Origin of the sequence: Flavicella sp. (assembly GCF_029238425.1) — a bacterium.
GTDB lineage: Bacteria > Bacteroidota > Bacteroidia > Flavobacteriales > Flavobacteriaceae > Flavicella.
Genome location: NZ_JAQWGB010000082.1, coordinates 1 through 17,608, shown reverse-complemented (window position 1 = coordinate 17,608; position 17,608 = coordinate 1). Strand labels below are relative to the sequence as shown.

General features: G+C 34.5%; 17 protein-coding genes. 6 read left to right on the top strand and 11 right to left on the bottom strand.

Annotated features, from left to right (window positions below; translation table 11 throughout):
- The 8 genes from P8H68_RS06315 to P8H68_RS06280 all read right to left on the bottom strand — a co-directional run.
- A partial coding sequence (locus P8H68_RS06315; protein WP_300322568.1) for an alpha-L-fucosidase occupies positions 1-522 on the bottom strand: 522 nt, incomplete at its 3' end.
- A gap of 11 nt (positions 523-533) precedes the next feature.
- Complete coding sequence (locus P8H68_RS06310; RefSeq protein ID WP_300322566.1) at positions 534-2,336, bottom strand: arylsulfatase; 1,803 nt, start codon at positions 2,334-2,336, stop codon at positions 534-536.
- An 8-nt stretch (positions 2,337-2,344) separates the two neighbouring features.
- On the bottom strand, positions 2,345-3,007 hold the full coding sequence (locus P8H68_RS06305; RefSeq protein ID WP_300322564.1) for an L-rhamnose mutarotase: 663 nt from the start codon (positions 3,005-3,007) through the stop codon (positions 2,345-2,347).
- Positions 3,008-3,013: 6 nt separating this feature from the next.
- Entirely contained in the window at positions 3,014-4,273 is a 1,260-nt protein-coding gene (gene fucP, locus P8H68_RS06300; protein ID WP_300322562.1) for an L-fucose:H+ symporter permease, read from the bottom strand.
- Positions 4,274-4,282: 9 nt separating this feature from the next.
- Positions 4,283-5,299 (bottom strand): zinc-binding alcohol dehydrogenase family protein, encoded by a 1,017-nt coding sequence (locus P8H68_RS06295; RefSeq protein ID WP_300322560.1) that lies wholly within the window; start codon positions 5,297-5,299, stop codon positions 4,283-4,285.
- A gap of 10 nt (positions 5,300-5,309) precedes the next feature.
- Entirely contained in the window at positions 5,310-6,245 is a 936-nt protein-coding gene (locus P8H68_RS06290; RefSeq protein WP_300322558.1) for an aldo/keto reductase, read from the bottom strand.
- A 72-nt stretch (positions 6,246-6,317) separates the two neighbouring features.
- Positions 6,318-7,079 carry a glucose 1-dehydrogenase gene (locus P8H68_RS06285; RefSeq protein WP_300322556.1) on the bottom strand — a complete coding sequence of 254 codons (762 nt, stop codon included), beginning with the start codon at positions 7,077-7,079 and terminating at the stop codon, positions 6,318-6,320.
- The gene (locus P8H68_RS06280; protein WP_300322554.1) at positions 7,079-8,167 is read right to left on the bottom strand and encodes a mandelate racemase/muconate lactonizing enzyme family protein; all 1,089 of its coding nucleotides are present in this window, start codon (positions 8,165-8,167) and stop codon (positions 7,079-7,081) included. The genes P8H68_RS06285 and P8H68_RS06280 overlap by 1 nt, the downstream gene beginning before the upstream one ends.
- Positions 8,168-8,338: 171 nt before the next feature.
- On the opposite strand from P8H68_RS06280, the gene P8H68_RS06275 reads away from it, so the two are divergent.
- On the top strand, positions 8,339-9,202 hold the full coding sequence (locus P8H68_RS06275) for an AraC family transcriptional regulator (RefSeq protein ID WP_300322552.1): 864 nt from the start codon (positions 8,339-8,341) through the stop codon (positions 9,200-9,202).
- A gap of 87 nt (positions 9,203-9,289) precedes the next feature.
- The gene (gene argH, locus P8H68_RS06270; protein ID WP_300322550.1) at positions 9,290-10,573 is read left to right on the top strand and encodes an argininosuccinate lyase; all 1,284 of its coding nucleotides are present in this window, start codon (positions 9,290-9,292) and stop codon (positions 10,571-10,573) included.
- A gap of 61 nt (positions 10,574-10,634) precedes the next feature.
- On the opposite strand, the gene P8H68_RS06265 is transcribed toward argH, so the two are convergent.
- The 3 genes from P8H68_RS06265 to lpdA form a co-directional block, all read right to left on the bottom strand.
- Positions 10,635-10,844 carry a CDGSH iron-sulfur domain-containing protein gene (locus P8H68_RS06265; RefSeq protein WP_300322546.1) on the bottom strand — a complete coding sequence of 70 codons (210 nt, stop codon included), beginning with the start codon at positions 10,842-10,844 and terminating at the stop codon, positions 10,635-10,637.
- 58 nt (positions 10,845-10,902) lie between these two features.
- Positions 10,903-11,124 carry a CDGSH iron-sulfur domain-containing protein gene (locus P8H68_RS06260; RefSeq protein WP_300322544.1) on the bottom strand — a complete coding sequence of 74 codons (222 nt, stop codon included), beginning with the start codon at positions 11,122-11,124 and terminating at the stop codon, positions 10,903-10,905.
- 63 nt (positions 11,125-11,187) lie between these two features.
- Positions 11,188-12,591, bottom strand: a complete 1,404-nt coding sequence (gene lpdA / locus P8H68_RS06255; protein WP_300322542.1) for a dihydrolipoyl dehydrogenase — start codon at positions 12,589-12,591, stop codon at positions 11,188-11,190.
- A 371-nt stretch (positions 12,592-12,962) separates the two neighbouring features.
- Between lpdA and P8H68_RS06250 the strand changes: the two genes are divergently transcribed.
- The 4 genes from P8H68_RS06250 to P8H68_RS06240 form a co-directional block, all read left to right on the top strand.
- Positions 12,963-13,469 (top strand): two-component regulator propeller domain-containing protein, encoded by a 507-nt coding sequence (locus P8H68_RS06250; RefSeq protein WP_300322540.1) that lies wholly within the window; start codon positions 12,963-12,965, stop codon positions 13,467-13,469.
- Entirely contained in the window at positions 13,427-13,564 is a 138-nt protein-coding gene (locus tag P8H68_RS14545) for a two-component regulator propeller domain-containing protein (RefSeq protein ID WP_366144930.1), read from the top strand. Before P8H68_RS06250 ends, P8H68_RS14545 begins: the two co-directional genes overlap by 43 nt.
- Complete coding sequence (locus P8H68_RS06245) at positions 13,500-15,122, top strand: glycoside hydrolase family 95-like protein (RefSeq protein WP_366144931.1); 1,623 nt, start codon at positions 13,500-13,502, stop codon at positions 15,120-15,122. The genes P8H68_RS14545 and P8H68_RS06245 overlap by 65 nt, the downstream gene beginning before the upstream one ends.
- A gap of 233 nt (positions 15,123-15,355) precedes the next feature.
- Positions 15,356-17,608: two-component regulator propeller domain-containing protein (locus P8H68_RS06240; protein ID WP_300322536.1), on the top strand; the 2,253-nt coding region annotated here is incomplete at its 3' end.

Here is a 17,608-nt window from a genome sequence, read left to right as displayed (position 1 = left end):
TTTAGGTCCCATATCCACAGCATTCCAAGGGGTAATACTAGATTCGTATAAGGCAAAACCATCATGGTGTTCTGCAACAGGGACTACGTATTGGGCACCGGATTTTTTAAATAGATCCACCCAAGATTTTGGATCGAAATTCTCCATAGTCCACATAGGAATTAAGTCTTTATATCCAAAATCTTTTTGGTCTCCAAATTTCTCTTTGTGATACGCTACTGCAGCATGAGGATTACCATTATTAGCAATACCTGTTTGAGGGTTTGCCACTCCTTTATCCGAATACATCCATCTTGGATACCAATCTGTATACTTTTCTGCTACAGAGTTAGGTCCCCAGTGAATAAAAATTCCAAATTTAGAATCTTTCATCCATTGTGGAATTTCATATTGCTTTAAACTTTCCCAGTTTTCTTCATATTTAATTTCATTTTTTTCTTTAGGCGAAGAATCCTTTTCTTTTTTATTTGAACTACAAGCAATTAGTAAAATCGCACAAAATAGCATAAGTGTTTGTTTCATAAGTCTGTTTTTTAAAGTTTTAATAGATATACGTAATAAGTTCCAGCAATAACGTTTTTTTCATCATCAAGAAACTCTCCTCTAATGGTATTATGTCCTTTTTTAAGTTTAATATTAAATGTTACAAAACTATCTTCTTGTTCAACTTTCTTCATTTCTGAATAATTTCCAACTTCAAGTTTAACTGCATCGATAGGTAATGCATTAATTTCATTTCCATAGATAAGTTTAGTTACTTCTCCATTAGCTTTCCAAGCATCAACAATTTTATCTTTAAAAGATGGAATCCCTTTCATTCTAGCATTTGCTTCACGGGGCCATCTTCGGATTTCAAAACGATAGACACCTTCTGTAACAACATCAATTTCCCAACTCCCTGAAAGTTGACTTCCTTTAGCCACTTGGGCATGATTCCAAGGAACGCTCGGCAAGTACCAGTCAGAAGAAGAAAGAAATGTTTCATTTGAAGCAATATGACCTACAATTGGTCTAGGTTTCTCTCTATCGTTTGGAGTTACCTTTTTCCAATATTTAGTATGTGCTTTTCTTATTTCTTGAACAACTTTAGAATAACTTTCAATAACATTGTTTTCTTGAGATGGGTCTTTAGATAAATCATACAATTCTTTATTATCAATAAGTCTCCAGTTATTCATCATCCCAGCAGTTTGCGACCATGATTGTGCTTTAAACGTACGTTGATTTTCAACAAATAAGATTCGTTTAGAAATTTTTTTTTCAGTTTTAAAAAGCAGCTTTTTAAAACTTCTACCGTCAAAATTTGTTTGTTTGTTCTTTTTTAAATTACAGATATCAATTAAAGTAGGCATTACATCAATATGTGCAGTTAGCTCACTTACATCTTTATTATGTGCAATTTTTCCTTTAGGCCAATGTACAAAGAAAGGAACGCGGTGTCCTCCTTCATATACCTGTGTTTTTCGCCCTCGCATTCCTGCATTGTAAAGCTTTACGCCAGCTGTTCCTCCATTGTCAGACATAAAAACAATAATGGTGTTTTCAGATTTCCCAGACACCTCTAAGGCTTTTCTCAATTTACCTATGTTTTGATCTATTCTGTCAATTCCTGCAAAGAAATAAGCAACGTTATCTGAAATTTTCCCTTTGTACTTTTCTACTAAAGATTTATTAGGAATGGTATGTGGATCGTGCGGTAGATAAGAGGCTAGATATACAAAAAAAGGATTTTCATCTTTCTGATTAGTAATAAAATCTATTGCTGAATTAAAAAACACATCGGGAGCATAACCTTCACGATACTCACGTTTTCCATTATGAAAGTAGTAGTCATTCACTCGGTCATTATAAAAATAATCATCTGTTGTGCCTGTACCACCATCTCCGTGTCCTAGCCATTCATCAAATCCGCGATCCATTGGTCTGTATGGATAATTCGCGCCTAAATGCCATTTACCAAACAACCCTGTTCTATATCCTGAATTTTTAAAAACATTAGCTAAAGTCACTTCGGAAGCTCTCAAATGATTACCGCCACATACGGTATGCCAAACTCCTACATGATGCGAGTACTTTCCTGTTAATAACGCTGAACGAGTTGGGGCACAAGTCGGATCTACATGAAAATTAGTAAAACGTACAGATTCTGAATATAATTTATCAATATTTGGTGTTTTTATTACTGGATTTCCGTGACAACTTAAATCACCATAACCTTGGTCATCCGTAACAATTACAATTACATTTGGACGATCTTGCCCAATTGCAGTAAGAGACAGGAGTAGCAATGTAAGTATGCTAAATGATCTTAGTAATATGTTAACGTTTATTTTCATTGTGTTTTTTATAGCACTCCCATATCCTGCCATTTTTCTTGAATAGAACTTTCAGGGTCTGTTCTTTGAAATTTTGCTACATAAGTCTGCCATTCTTCTTCTCTTGGCAACTTTTGCCATTTTGGACCAATTTCATCTAAATCGAATTCTGGTATAGCATCCATTATCAACACCACTTGATCGTGATGAATATATATTTCCATGTCTTTAACTCCAACAGTTTTCATATTGGAAGTTATTTCTGGCCACGCCATATTCATAGCATGTACGCGCTTATATTCTTCTATTAAATCTGGTTCTAATAACAATGTCCAAACAAAACGTTTTTTTTCTCTTATATCCATTTTTAACTGCCCTTCAAAAGAACTATAAATTACTTTTTGATCTAGTTTGTAAATGCGTTCTAAGGCTTCGCTATGATAGGATAATATTGAGTTGACACCCTCAGAATTCATATGTAACTTTAAAGCATTAACTATTTTTTCTGAATTGAATGATATATCAGCATCAACAATCATAAAATAATCATCCTTTTTTTGATATACATTCAATTCTTTAATGCCTTCTGATTTTTTAAATTTCTTGAAGGCTTCAGATTCAAATGCTTTCGAAAGTTTAGAATTATCAGATGTAAAAAAATATGTAAATCGTCTAAATTGATTGACTCTCATTAGTATCTAGGCTTTTATATTTACTTTGTAACCTTTCACAGCAAAAAACAATAGATACACATAACAAATTAGCGGAATAATAAACGAATACTTAATACCAGCGGTATCTGAAATGTACCCCATTAACGGAGGCACAATAGCACCACCAACAATTCCTAATAAAAATACTGAAGAACCTGTTTTGGTATATTCCTTTAAATCTTGCATACTTAAACTGAATATAATTGGATAAATAATTGAGGTAAAAAATCCAACGATAGATAAACAAGCTAATGAGAAATAACCATTAGAAACGATTGCAATAGTCACCATTATAAATGCACTGACACTACAAAATGCCAAAACGTGTTGAGGTTTGAATTTCTTTAAAATATAAACTCCTAGCAATCTTCCTATCAATACCAAGCCCATAAAAGCCGTAATGTATTGTGCAGATTTTTGTTCAGTCAATTCGGGAATATTGAACCATTTCGCATAGCGGATGATAAAACTTACAATTCCTACTTCAGCACCCACATAAAAGAACTCTGCACCCACACCATATAAAGTATGTTTGAATTTTAATATGTCTACTAGTGGTTTTTTATCTCCTCCTTTTTCGTCTTCGATTTTAGGGAGTTTGATGAATACGACAACGAGTGCAATAGCAACTAAAATTCCAGCCAGAATTAAATAGGGAGGTTTAACCAAAGCAGCTTCTCCAGATAAAAAATTATCTAGTTCTAGAGGAGAAAATGCATCAATCGTAGCCTGCGGAGTGTCCACTTCATGCAAAAACAATAAAGAAGCAAGTACGGGAGCAATTGTGGCACCAACAGAACCAATAGCTGCTGCCATACTTAAGCGACTTGAAGCTCCTTCCGGGCTTCCCAGTTTGGTAATATATGGAGAGGCTGTAACTTCTAAGATGGCAAAACCAGCTGCCATGACAAATAAGGCGACTAAGAAAAGTGAATACACACGAGTTTCAGCGGCAGGATAAAATAAAAATGCGCCGATAGCCGCAATCAGCAATCCAGTAATCATTCCCATTCGATATCCCTTTTTTTGAATGTACCAACCAGCAGGTACGGCAACTACAAAATAGGCACCGAAAAAAGCTGACTGTACCAAAGATGATTGAAAGTCCGTTAGCTGACAGGCTCTTTTTAAATGGGGAATCAAGACATCGTTGATGTTTCTACTTAAATTCCAGAAAAACATCAATGCCATTACTATAATTAATGGTACTAAAAACTGTGAGTTGTTATTTTTTGTTGATGTCATGAATCTTTTTTAAAGTTCTATAATCGCTTTTATTAAATCTTTTTTCTCAAATAATTTTTCAAATTCTGTAGGAACATCATCAAAATTCATTCTGTGGGTGATGAATGAGGAAGCATCAATTTTCCCGGCTTCTATCAATCGAATAATTCTTCCAAAATCAGAACCCATTGCAGCTCTACTTGCTTTTAAAGTCAATTCTTTCTTGTGGAAAGAGGGGTCATGAAAAACAACATCTCCCATAAATAAACCAATAAAGACAATAGTTCCCCCTGCGGCAGCGTATTTAAACGTATTCATCATAGAAGTAGAATTACCCGTAGCATCTAAAATTACTGTGGGTAGATCTCCGTTTAACAAGGAAGTCAATTCTTCTTCAACATCTCCCAAAGCATTGATAGTATCTTTTACTTTTGTGATTTCTTTGCATTTTTCCAATTTAGCATCATCAACATCCATAGCAATGACACGAGCACCTTTTAGTTGTGCAAATTGGATGGTTCCTAAACCAATTGGTCCAACTCCAATTACTAAAACAATATCATCTTCTTTGATATCTGCTCTATCCACAGCATGACATCCAATAGCTAAAGGTTCAATCATCGCTAACTGATCATCTGACAAAGAATTGGTCGGATGTAAAAACTCAGCAGGATACACAAAATACTCTTGCATTCCACCATCGACGTGCACTCCTAAGACTTGAAGGTGTTCTCCGCAGTTGGTTTTTCCTCGACGAACTGCTTGCCCAACAATATCATTGTAATAAGGCTCTACAGAGCATTTGTCTCCAATCCCAACATTCGTCACATCATTAGCAATAGCAACCACTTCTACAGCCAATTCATGTCCTAAGATTCGAGGATAACTGAAGAAAGGTTGTTGTCCTTTAAATGCATGTAAATCTGTTCCACAGACCCCAATTTTTTTTACTTTTAAGAGAACTTGACCACTAGGTAAATCTGCCTTAGGTAGGTCTACTTCTAATGGTTCCCATTCTCCTGGTTGTTTCAAACGAATTACTTTCATGGGGTTTGATTTATTTTATGATTATGTTAGTTATCTTGTTAAAGATATATTCGGGTAATTTCCCTTGTTTCCAATCAGAAATGGTTGCTTTTATTTGATCAAGTGTTCTAGCACCCATTACAATGCGATCCGCTTCCTTAATAGAAAATAAATATCGTTGTGCTAATGTAGCCAAAGGCATTTCTATTTCTTGGGCTATTTTATTTACTTCAATAGCATTTTGAACATCTTTTTCTGTAATCCATTCTCCGTCTACACCTTCGTCTATATATTTTTGGAATCGATTTCCTAACAATGAAAAGTGTAATGCAGAGGCTGCGTAATACCCGATCTCTTCTTTATGAAATTGTTGAATATCTCCCTTAAAAACACTTAAATTACAGGCATTCATTTTTAGAAAACCAGAAACTACATCAAAGTTATCTTTGGTAATAAATGGTTTGAATTCCTCCGACGGATTTCCTCCAACTCCAATTTTTTCAATTAAACCTTGAGCCTTGAAGTCTTTCAACGTGTCAAGTATTTCATTGATCTTATCCATCGGAACCAATTGAGGTTCGTGTAAAAATAATAAGTTGATTTTTGAAAGGCCTAAGGTCTCTAAACTGTTTTCTAAGCTACGCTTTAAACCATCGGGTGTGTAATCTAATTTAGTGTCAAAAGCATCTACGCCTTTTAATCTACCAATTTTAGTGCTTACAAAAGGTGTGTCTCCTTTCCATTGTCTTAAAGCTTTTCCTAAGTAATTTTCAGCCTCTCCATAAGATGGAGCAGCATCAAAAACAGACACTCCGTTTTCCAAAGCGTATAATAAAGCTTCAATAGATTCCGCTTCTTTTACAGGACCCCATACACCTCCTAATCCGGATGTTCCGTAAACTAAACGACTTTCGTTGTTGAAAAAAGGACTGACACTATAGTCACCAGTTAGATATGTTGGTTTCATGATTGTATTAATTTTTTAAGACAGAAGTTGTCTGTATTGGTACATATTTTTTTATTGATCTCGGAAATGGGCTCAAAAGTTTATTGCGGCGCCTCCGTCAACAGGTAAGATTACTCCAGTGATGTATTTAGCGCCTTCAGAGCTTAAAAACACCGCAGCATTACCAATATCTTCCGTAGTTCCGAAGTGATCCATGGCGATACGGTTGGTAATTTGTTGTTTCCTCGCCTGGTCTTTATTGACAGCATTCAGAAACATATTTGATGTAATCCATCCAGGTGCAATGGCATTGACTCTTACGTTGTCTTTGGCAAATTCGGCGGTTAAACCATTTACCAATCCGGTCAATGCAGTTTTTGAAGCACTGTAAGCAATCACTCGGTCAATACCAAATAAGCCGGCCATAGAACCTATCATAATAATAGATCCTTTTTTACGGGCTAACATGTTTTTTGCACATTCACGAGTCAATGAGAAAACACTTAGTAAGTTGGTTTGAATGATTCTTTCAAAATCTTCGTCTTCTGTATTGATTGCCCATTCTTTGTGGTGAATTCCGGCATTGTTGACCAAAATATCAATAGCGCCTTCATTGGTTTCAATATCTTGCACCAAAGCTGGAATCCCTTTTTTGTCGGTGATGTCGTTGACTCTATAGGAAGCCTTGTTTCCTAATTCGGCAACGGCCTTTTTTAAAACTTCTTCTCTGCGGCCTGTTATTACAACCTTAGCACCAGCTTCAATCAAAGCTTTTGATATACCTAAGCCAATTCCGGTTCCACCTCCCGTAACGAGAGCTCTTTGGCCGTCTAATGAAAAAACTTGTAAACTCATTAAAATTTGATTTCAGTTAATTTATCGTCAATAAAATTGAATCCCCAACCTGGTCTATCGTGAGGTTTTGCATATCCATCCTGAATAACCATTGGATTATCAATCAAAGGATCTACCCAGTCAAAAGATTCTGCACCGACTCCATTTGAAATGGTACATAATAATGGCACATCATAATCTTTATAGTAGTGAGGTAAAACGGGTAAATTGAAACTGTTTGCCAAAGCAGCACTTTCTCTCCATTTTTCTACACCACCAATTCTTAAAATATCTGGCTGCCAGATGTCGAGTGCATTTCTAGTTACTAATTCTCTCAATGGCAAAGTATCGTATTCACGTTCACCCATCGCTAAAGAAATTCCAGCTTGGTTTTTTAGTATTTCAAACGCTTGAAAGTTTTGATGGTTAACGGGCTCTTCGAACCAGTTGATGTTTAATTCTTTTGCGGCTCTGGATAATTTCATAGCAGAAGGTAGATCCATCCCTTGGTTGGCATCCATCATAATGTCTACTTTGTTCCCAACAGCCTCACGAACCAAACGTAAACGTTCAACATCAGTACTTACTTTAGGGGATCCTACTTTGATTTTAACAGCTTTGAATCCTCGATCAGCGTAACCCGTTACTTCTTCAATTAATTCATCAATAGAATAAGAAATCCAACCACCACTACCATAAATAGACACTTTTTCTCGGCAAACTCCTAAGATTTCATGTACAGGTTTGTTCAAAGTTTTTCCCCAAGCATCCCACATGGCAATATTTACCGCTGCCTGTGCCCATCTATTGATTCCTTGGTTTCCAAAATATTCTCCAAGATTTTCTAATTTGTCATAAACAATACCCATTTCATTGGTTTTATGACCAATAATGTGAGCTACGGCATCTTTCAGAGCTCCAGCAATGGCATAGGGTGAATATTGAAAAGATAGCAAGTAGGATTCACCAATCACACCATTTTCTAGTTGAATTCTCAATACTAAAAATGAAATTTCTGTGATCGTATGTGTTGCATCTGAAATAGGTTTTTTTAGCGGTGCTACCGCCTTAAATATTTTAGCATCTCTGATTTTGATGTCTTTAGACATAATTGGATATTTTTATTTTTTAATAAACGATATTCTTTATGACACAAAAATACTTATTGATTTAGTGATTTATAAACACGATTATATTACTTTTATACACTATATTGGGTTTGTCAGTTTTATTTGACTCAATATATTCACTTAATAAAGTATTTTAGACTTTAAATTAATATGAAAGCAAGAATTCATAACATACCAACATCACCTGGAAGTTCGTTTCGAGCCGTACTTTTTGAAGATAAGGAATTTCCTGCAGCTTGGCATTTCCATGAAGAATATGAGCTTACTTATATTGTAAAAAGTACAGGAGTCCGATATGTAGGGGATCATATGGATACTTTTGATAATGATGATTTAGTAATGGTGGGAGCTAACCTTCCTCATTGTTGGAAAACCATAGGGGAACAAGATGAAGATGTGGAATGTATTGTAATTCAGTGGAGAGAAGAATTATTGAGTAGTTGGTTTGATAAAGAAGAGTTAAAACATATTAGTGCTTTGTTGAAAAGGGCACAACGTGGTTTGAAATTTCATAAAAAATTTTCGGAAGAAATTAAACCGATGTTGTTAGAAATATTAAAAACAGATTCGTTTGATAGGTTGATTTTATTTTTGAAGGTTTTGCAGAAATTGGCTTTGAGTGAAGAGTTTGATTTTTTAGCAGGCCCAAATTTTTCGAATAGTTTGTCATATAATGAAAGCAATCGCATAAAATTTATTTACAATTACCTAAAAGAAAATCATTTGCGCAATGTAAAGTTGGAAGAGGTTGCTAGTGCTATGAATATGAGTAAGGATACTTTTTCGAGGTTTTTTAGAAAAACTTTTAATTCCTCTTTTTTCGCTTTTTTAAATGAATATAAAATTAGCATCTCTTGTAAAATGCTTATCGATACAGATTTATCTGTTTCTGAAATAGGGTATAGAATAGGGTATAATAATTTAACTTTTTTTCATCGTCAATTCCAAAAGCAATTGGGAATGTCTCCTTCAAAATATAGAAAGGAATATCAAAAAATTCCATTAAGTCAGTAATGAGATTTTTTTTTGGTTTATTTAAAATTCTATTTTTCGCTTTGTAATTGAAAACAGTATCTTTGCCGCAATACAAAAAGTACAGATATGAAACTTTGGGATAAAGGATATGCTACGGATAAAAAAATTGACATTTTTACTGTAGGAAACGATAGAGAATTAGATTTACAATTAGCAAAGTATGATGTTTTAGGAAATATTGCACAGACTAGAATGTTGAATTCAATTGGGACTATTTCTGATGAAGAGTTGGAAGGACTGGTTGCTGAATTGAATGCTATTATGAAAACCGTTGAAGACGGAACTTTTACCATAGAAGATTCTTTTGAAGATGTACATTCTAAAGTAGAGTGGTTGTTGACAGAGAAATTGGGAGATGCTGGGAAGAAAATTCATACAGCACGTTCTCGTAATGACCAAGTTTTATTGGATGTTCATTTGTACTCTAAAGATGCAATTTTAGAATTAAAGGACTGGGCGAAAAAATTATTTGATTTATTAATCGAATTGGCTGAAAAATATAAAAATCACCTATTACCAGGATATACGCATTTGCAAGTTGCCATGCCATCTTCTTTTGGGATGTGGTTTTCTGCCTATGCAGAAAGTTTGATTGATGATGTTTATTTTTTAGATGCTGCATATAAAGTTGCAGATCAAAACCCATTGGGTTCAGCAGCAGGTTATGGTTCTTCTTTTCCTATTGATAGAGAAATGACTACGAAAGAATTAGGTTTTGAACATTTAAAAGTGAATTCTGTTGCGGCTCAGATGGGACGTGGTAAATTAGAAAAATCTATTTCATTTGCCATCGCAAGTGTTTCTGCTACGCTGTCTAAGATGAGTATGGATATTTGCTTATACATGAGTCAGAATTTTGGTTTTGTTACTTTTCCTGATGAATTGACAACGGGTTCTAGTATCATGCCTCATAAAAAAAATCCAGATGTTTTTGAATTGATTCGTGGGAAGTGTAATAAATTACAAGCATTGCCTTATGAGTTGACATTGATTACAAACAACTTACCAAGTGGATACCATAGAGATTTACAATTGGTAAAAGAAGGATTGATTCCGTCTGTTTCTACCTTAAAGTCTTGTTTGGATATGATGGTTTTTTCTTTGGAAAATATTATCATCACAGAGAATATTGTTGCGGATGATAAATACAAATATATTTTTAGTGTTGAAGAGGTAAATGCTTTGGTACAAGCAGGCACACCTTTTAGAGATGCGTATAAAATTGTTGGAGCAAAAATTCAGAAGGGAGAATTCAAACCTGACTTAAATGTGAATCATACACACATTGGAAGTGTAGGAAATTTAAGATTGGATTTGATTCAAGAAAAAATGGAAGTTTTATATAAGTAAACTTTTTGAATACATAAATAAAAAAGCACCCTGATTATTTCATGGGTGCTTTTTTACTTTTTTATCCATTATGCGAACCATCGCAATAAGGTTTGTTTTGGCTTTTTCCACAACCGCATAATGCGCTTTCACCAGATTTTTCAGCTTTAAATCGCAATGGGGGTCCTCCTCCTTTTTCTTTGTGAGTACCATCACAAAATGGCATTGTTCCCGAATGACCACAGGTACAATATGAATAATTTCTTCCTTCTTTTAGTTCAACTACAGGCATAATAAGTGTTTTTGTTTTGCTTAAAAATAACTAAAAAAGGTTTTAGAGAGTTTCTAAATTAGTGTGACCCGTCGCAATAGGGTTTGTTTTGGCTATGACCACAGGTACATAAAAATGTTTTTGTGTTTTCTGGAACTTTAAATAGCAATGGCTTTTTATCAGAAGACTTGTGCGTTCCATCGCAATAAGGATACTCTCCTGATTTTTCGCATGTGCAATAAGCATAGGATTTGTCTTTTATTAGATAAGCTGCTATAGGAGTTGGAATTGGTTTTTTCATATGGGTAAAAATAAAAAACCGTTTTCAACAGAAAACGGTTTTGTAAATTATTGATATGTTTTTTTAAACATGCAATGCTCTATCATCCGTAGCAGCCAAACATGCTTCCTTGATCGCTTCTGTATACGTAGGGTGCGCATGAGACATTCTTGAAACATCTTCAGCAGATGCTCTAAACTCCATGGCAACCACAGCCTCAGCAATCATATCTGCTGCACGAGCACCAATCATATGAACCCCTAAGATTTCATCTGTGGTAGCGTCAGCCAATACTTTTACTTGTCCGTCTATATCCATACTTGCTCTAGCTCTACCCAAAGCACGCATAGGGAAACTTCCTACTTTATAGTTGACACCTTCTTCTTTCAGTTGTTCTTCTGTTTTTCCAACAGCTGCAACTTCTGGCCAAGTATATACTACACCAGGAATTAAGTTGTAATTGATATGTGGTTTTTCACCAGCAATAAATTCAGCAACCATCGTTCCTTCCTCTTCAGCTTTGTGAGCCAACATAGCACCTTTTACCACATCTCCAATAGCATAAATATTAGGAATGTTTGTTTGTAAATGTTCGTTTGTTTCAATCTGACCTCTTTCCGTAGTAACGATTCCGATATTATTCAACCCTAATCCGTCAGTATAAGGACGACGTCCAACAGAAATTAATGAATAATCTCCTTTGAATTCAACTGGGTTACCTTTTTTATCATCTGCAGTAACCACAACTTCATCACCTGTGTTTGTTACAGAAGTTACTTTATGTCCAACAAAGAACTTAAGTCCTTGTTTTTTCAATGATTTTTGTAATTCTTTAGATAACATTGCATCCATTCCAGGAACAATCTTAGGCATATATTCGATTACAGAAACTTCTGCTCCTAATCTTGCATATACTTGACCTAATTCCAATCCAATAACTCCACCACCAATAACGATTAAGTGCTTTGGAACTTCTTTCAATGTTAATGCTTCTGTAGAAGTAATCACACGTTTTTTATCTAAAGAGATAAAAGGCAAAGTAGATGGTTTTGAACCAGTCGCAATAATTGTTTTTGCTGATTCAATTTTTTCAACAGAACCGTCTGGTTTTGCAATGTTGATATGTGTTGTATCAAAAAAAGATCCAACACCTTCATATCTGTCAATGTTATTTTTACTCATTAGGTAGTCGATTCCACTTGTAGTTTGATCTACAACCTCTCCTTTACGAGCAATCATTTGTTCAAAATTTAAGCTCAATCCTTCTACGCCGATACCATGTTTTTCAAAATGTTTTGTCGCGTCGTGGTAATGGTGAGAAGAATCTAATAATGCTTTAGAAGGAATACACCCTACATTTAAACAAGTTCCTCCAAGAGTTGAATATTTTTCAATAATTGCAGTTTTCAATCCCAATTGAGCGCAACGGATTGCAGCTACATATCCTCCAGGTCCAGCACCAATAACGGTAACATCGTATTTAGTCATAATGAATGTTCTTTAAATTACGGTACAAATTTATGAAAAACGAACCAACAGGCTTGTGTAAATTTTGTAATAATTGTATATAAATTATACAAATCTGTTAGAAATAAAACCAACAATTTTCATATTTAGAACTGTATTAGAAAAGTTATTGAACTTTATGTTATACACTGACTCAAATGATAAAATTTACGACTCCTCAAAAAGTAGTGCTAATGTTAAGTTTATTGTTGAGATTATAATGCAACGGACGAGATTGTCTTTGTTTTTCTGGCTGTAAGTTATAGTACAAAAATTACTTTCAGTAGCACTAAATCAATGTAAAGTTGATTCTAGAAACAATTTTTTTATATTTATATAATATGATTTTTTTTATGCTAAAACGACTTACTTATTTTTTTGCTTTTTTCTGCTGTTTTATAATATCCGCGCAGAAATCAAATATAAAATTTGAATCTTTAAATCTTCCTGAAGATGTAAATTCTAATGGAATCAATTGTTTTATAGAGTCTCAGGATGGATTTTTATGGATGGGATCAAGGGATGGTTTGATCCGATATGATGGCTATAATTCAAAAAAAATATTCGCAGACAATGATCAGATGAAGAACTTTTCTTTTGGTGATGTGAATAGTGTCATTGAAGTAAATCCTGGTGAACTTTGGGTTTCAACACCAAGAGGAGTTTTTATATATTATAGTATAACGGGGCAATTTGAACGTTTTACAAAATTGTCTTCAGAGAGAAGGAATTATCGGGTTTTATACAAATTGAAATCTGGAAAAATTGCCATTGGTTCTAATAAAGGTTTATTTTTTTGGATCCGCAAACAAATCATGTGGAAACATTTAAGCATAGAGATGGATTTGTACATAGCTTAAGTAATAATGTTATTCGCTGTGTTTATGAAGATAAAGAAGGAGTTATCTGGGGCAAAACACATAACTATTTCCCATGTAGCGGCAACAGATTATAAGGCTACCTACCCAATTTATAACAGCAATGATTATATCGCTGAAAACAAAAAAGTACTGCAGCATATTGAAGTAAAATCTTACGAAGAATTACGTGCAACACATCGTGAAGACTATCGCAACCTATTTGATCGGGTAAAATTTGATTTAGGTGAAAACAAAAAAGACAGTCTAGCTACCGACAAACGTTTGATTGAATATGCAGACGGAAAAGCGGATGCAGGATTGGAAGAATTGTATTTTCAGTACAGTCGATATTTAATGATAGCCGCTTCTCGTCCTGGAGGAATGCCGATGCATCTTCAAGGAAAATGGAACAATAGCACAAACCCTGCTTGGGCTTGTGATTATCATATGAATATCAACCAACAAATGTTGTATTGGGCAGCAGAAGTTGCGAACCTAAATGAGTGCCACGTACCCTTGTTTGATTATATGGAAACCTTAGTAGCTCCAGGAAAATTAACGGCAAAGGAGTTTTTTAATACGCGTGGTTGGACAGTTAACACCATGAACAATCCTTTTGGATACACCTCACCAGGCTGGAATTTTCCTTGGGGGTTTTATCCAGGAGGAGCCGGATGGTTGTGTCAGTATCTTTGGGAGCATTACGAATTTACACAAGACAAACAATTTTTAAGCCAAACAGCCTATCCTATGATGAAAGAAGCTGCGTTGTTTTGGATAGATTATTTGATAGAAGATGAAAATGGATATTTAGTATCATCACCCTCTTATTCTCCTGAACATGGTGGTATTTCGCGTGGAGCTTCTATGGATCATCAAATTGCATGGGACTTATTAAATAATTGCATCGCTGCGAGTGAAATTTTAGGTTTGGATACCAACTTTAAAAAAGAAGCTATAGCAATACGTGATAAAATTTCTCCTCCTACTATTGGTAGTTGGGGGCAATTACAAGAATGGAAAGAAGATGTAGATGATCCTAAGAGTACACATCGTCATGTATCGTATTTATTTGCCTTACACTCAGGAAAACAAATTTCACTAGATAAAACACCCGAATTAGCAGCAGCGGCCAAGGTAAGTTTGAATACTCGTGGTGATGAAGGGACCGGCTGGTCATTGGCTTGGAAAACGAATTTTTGGGCACGCTTAAAAGACGGAGACCGTGCTTATAAATTGTATAGAAGGCTGCTATTTCCAGCAACCATAAAAGGAGGAAGATCGATGGGACAAGGAAGTGGAACCTATTCTAATTTATTTTGTGCACATCCACCATTTCAATTGGATGGAAATATGGGAGGAGCTGCTGGTATGGCAGAGATGTTGTTGCAATCTCATACTGGTGTCATTGAATTATTGCCAGCCTTACCGAAAGCTTGGGAAGAAGGAACTATATCTGGTTTGAAAGCGAGGAGTGGTTATGAAGTGAGAATTGAATGGAAAAAAGGAAAACTTTTTTGTGCTGAAATTTTGGCGAAGGTTTCAGGTGTTTGCATGCTTAGTTATACAGGTAAAACGGAGAGTGTTAAGGTAAAATCAGGAGATGTTATTCGAGTCAATTGTGATTTTGAAATATCAATTCATAACGAATAAAAAAGTTGGGATGATAACATTCTATAATTAATTGTCGTCTATGTTAGTTTGAGTAAAGTTAGTGTGTTCAACTATTGTTTAATTCCACTTTAAATGTATGTTTTACGGTATTTATAATCGAATAGTATTTTACAATTTCTTGTATTTGTATAAGAGTTTTGTAGTTTTACACTTCTTTTATTTTTAGATTTATTAACTTATCCTCTAAAATCAACTCCTTACTTTTTCGTTTTATGTTTAGAAAATTTCCTTTTTTATTGGTTTTCATTTTAGTGCTATTTGGTTCAATACATGCCCAAGATAATATCGATTTTGAGAAGCTAAATGCGGAGAACGGGATTTCGCAAAGCATCATTTATAATATTGACCAGGATAAAACGGGGAATATTTGGATGGCAACTGAAGAAGGTGTAGTAAAATATAATTCTGTTTTTGCGGATACTTATTCCAAACAAAAAGGACTTCCTAAGGAAGCAGGGAATCGAGTAAACACTCTTTTTATTGATTCCAAAAATAGAGTGTGGCTAGGAATTGACAAGGGTATTTGTTTGTACGATGAAAAGTACGACACCTTCAATTATATCATTCCAAAGGGTAAGTTAAGACCAAATTTAGTTAAAAGTATTTGTGAGGATTTAAACGGCAGAATTTGGATAGGTGCTTATAATGGACTTTGGTTGTATGATCCCGCTTCTTCAGAGTTTGTAAATAAAACTATTGAAATTAGTAAAGTAAGGATTGGGATTCAAACTTTGATTACTGGGGTTAATGGGAAATTATTACTCGGGACAGGAAGAGGTTTGATGGTTTATAATATTCAAAAAGAAAAACTGCGACAAATTTCTAAGAAGAACTTGAATATTATGAGTATTGTAAGAAATAAAAGCGATTACTTATTGGGGACGAAAAAAAGAGGGCTTTTTAAAATTGATAATCGATTCCAAGAGTTAACTAAAATTGAAAGTATCAAAGTAACAAATCCAATTCGTGTAATAACTAAGGATAAAACTGGTGATTTTTTAGTTGGAACGGATGGTGCTGGAGTGTTTGTTTTGAATAATGATTATAATTTGTTGAATCATTATTTTCATAACGAGGATCAGCTTAATTCTTTGGCGAGTAACGGAGTTTATGATATTATTATAGACCGCCAAGGCATTATTTGGGTGGCAACTTATGGGGGTGGACTTAATTTTCTTGACAAGTCAAAAATGGTTTTTAAGAAACTAGAACACGAACCAAATACTGTAAATAGTTTAAAAAATAATTTTACCCGTTCTATTGAAGTGGATGCTTTAGGAAGACGTTGGTTTGGAACCAAAGATGGTATCAGTATTTTAGAACCAAAAACCAATCAGTGGACACATCTTAAAAATATCAATGATATTGTTTTGACCCTTGAAAGTGATGGCGATTTTATGTGGGTAGGTACTTTTAATAAAGGTGTTTTTAAGGTCGATATTAAAAATTTAACTGTCCAGTCCTTAGATCTAGAGTTGAAAAAAGTATATGTTATTTTTAAAGACAGTGATAAAAATATTTGGTTTGGAGGGATAGAAGGAGAAACCTTAAGGCTTTCAAAATCGGGTAAAGTTAGTAGTTTTCCAATAAGAGATGTGCGCTCTATCATTGAGTTTAGAGAAGCTATTCTGATAGCAGGGAGAAATGGTGTGAGCGTCGTAGTAAATGATCAAATTACAGACTATAAGGCGCTTCGTGATGTGCATAAAGATTTAAATTTGGCAACGATCAATGTGTTGACCCAGTTGACAGAAAATAAAATATTGATTGGTACCAATGGCGGAGGTTTGTTGATATATGATCATGAAAAAAAAGAAAACTATAAAATTTCTGTTTCTTCTGGATTGCCGTCAGATATCATTCAAGGGATTATACCCTATCATGAAAATGAAATTTGGGCAAGTACCACCAAAGGACTTTCTCAAATATTATTGACAGAAAAAGATACAGTCATTCATGTTTTTGATAAAAATGATGGATTGTCAAGTACCGATTTTAACTACGGAAGTTTTAAAAAGATAGATGACAAAACATTTGCTTTTGGTGGTGTTCAAGGTGTAACGATGTTTAATCCTGAAGAAATCGATAGTAAAAAAGCCAATTTACCTAATATTGTTTTTGATGAGTTTAGCGTTTTCAACAAAGTAATTTCGCCAAAAGACTCTTTATTGAAGGGGCATATAAATACTGTAAAAAATATACAGCTGAAATATCGTGAGAATTCTATCACATTGAAATATTTGGGAGTTTCAAATCAAGCCTCCTCCAAAGTCAAATATTCGTGGAAATTAGAAGGTTTTTCTGAATCTTGGTCTTCACCAGAAGTAAATAGACAAGTAAATTTTACAAATTTAAATTTTAGAGATTATATATTTAAAGTAAAGGCCTCAAATGGATTTGGGGAATGGGGACCTGAACGTGCTATAAATATTACTGTTATGAGACCTTGGTGGGCTAGCACAACA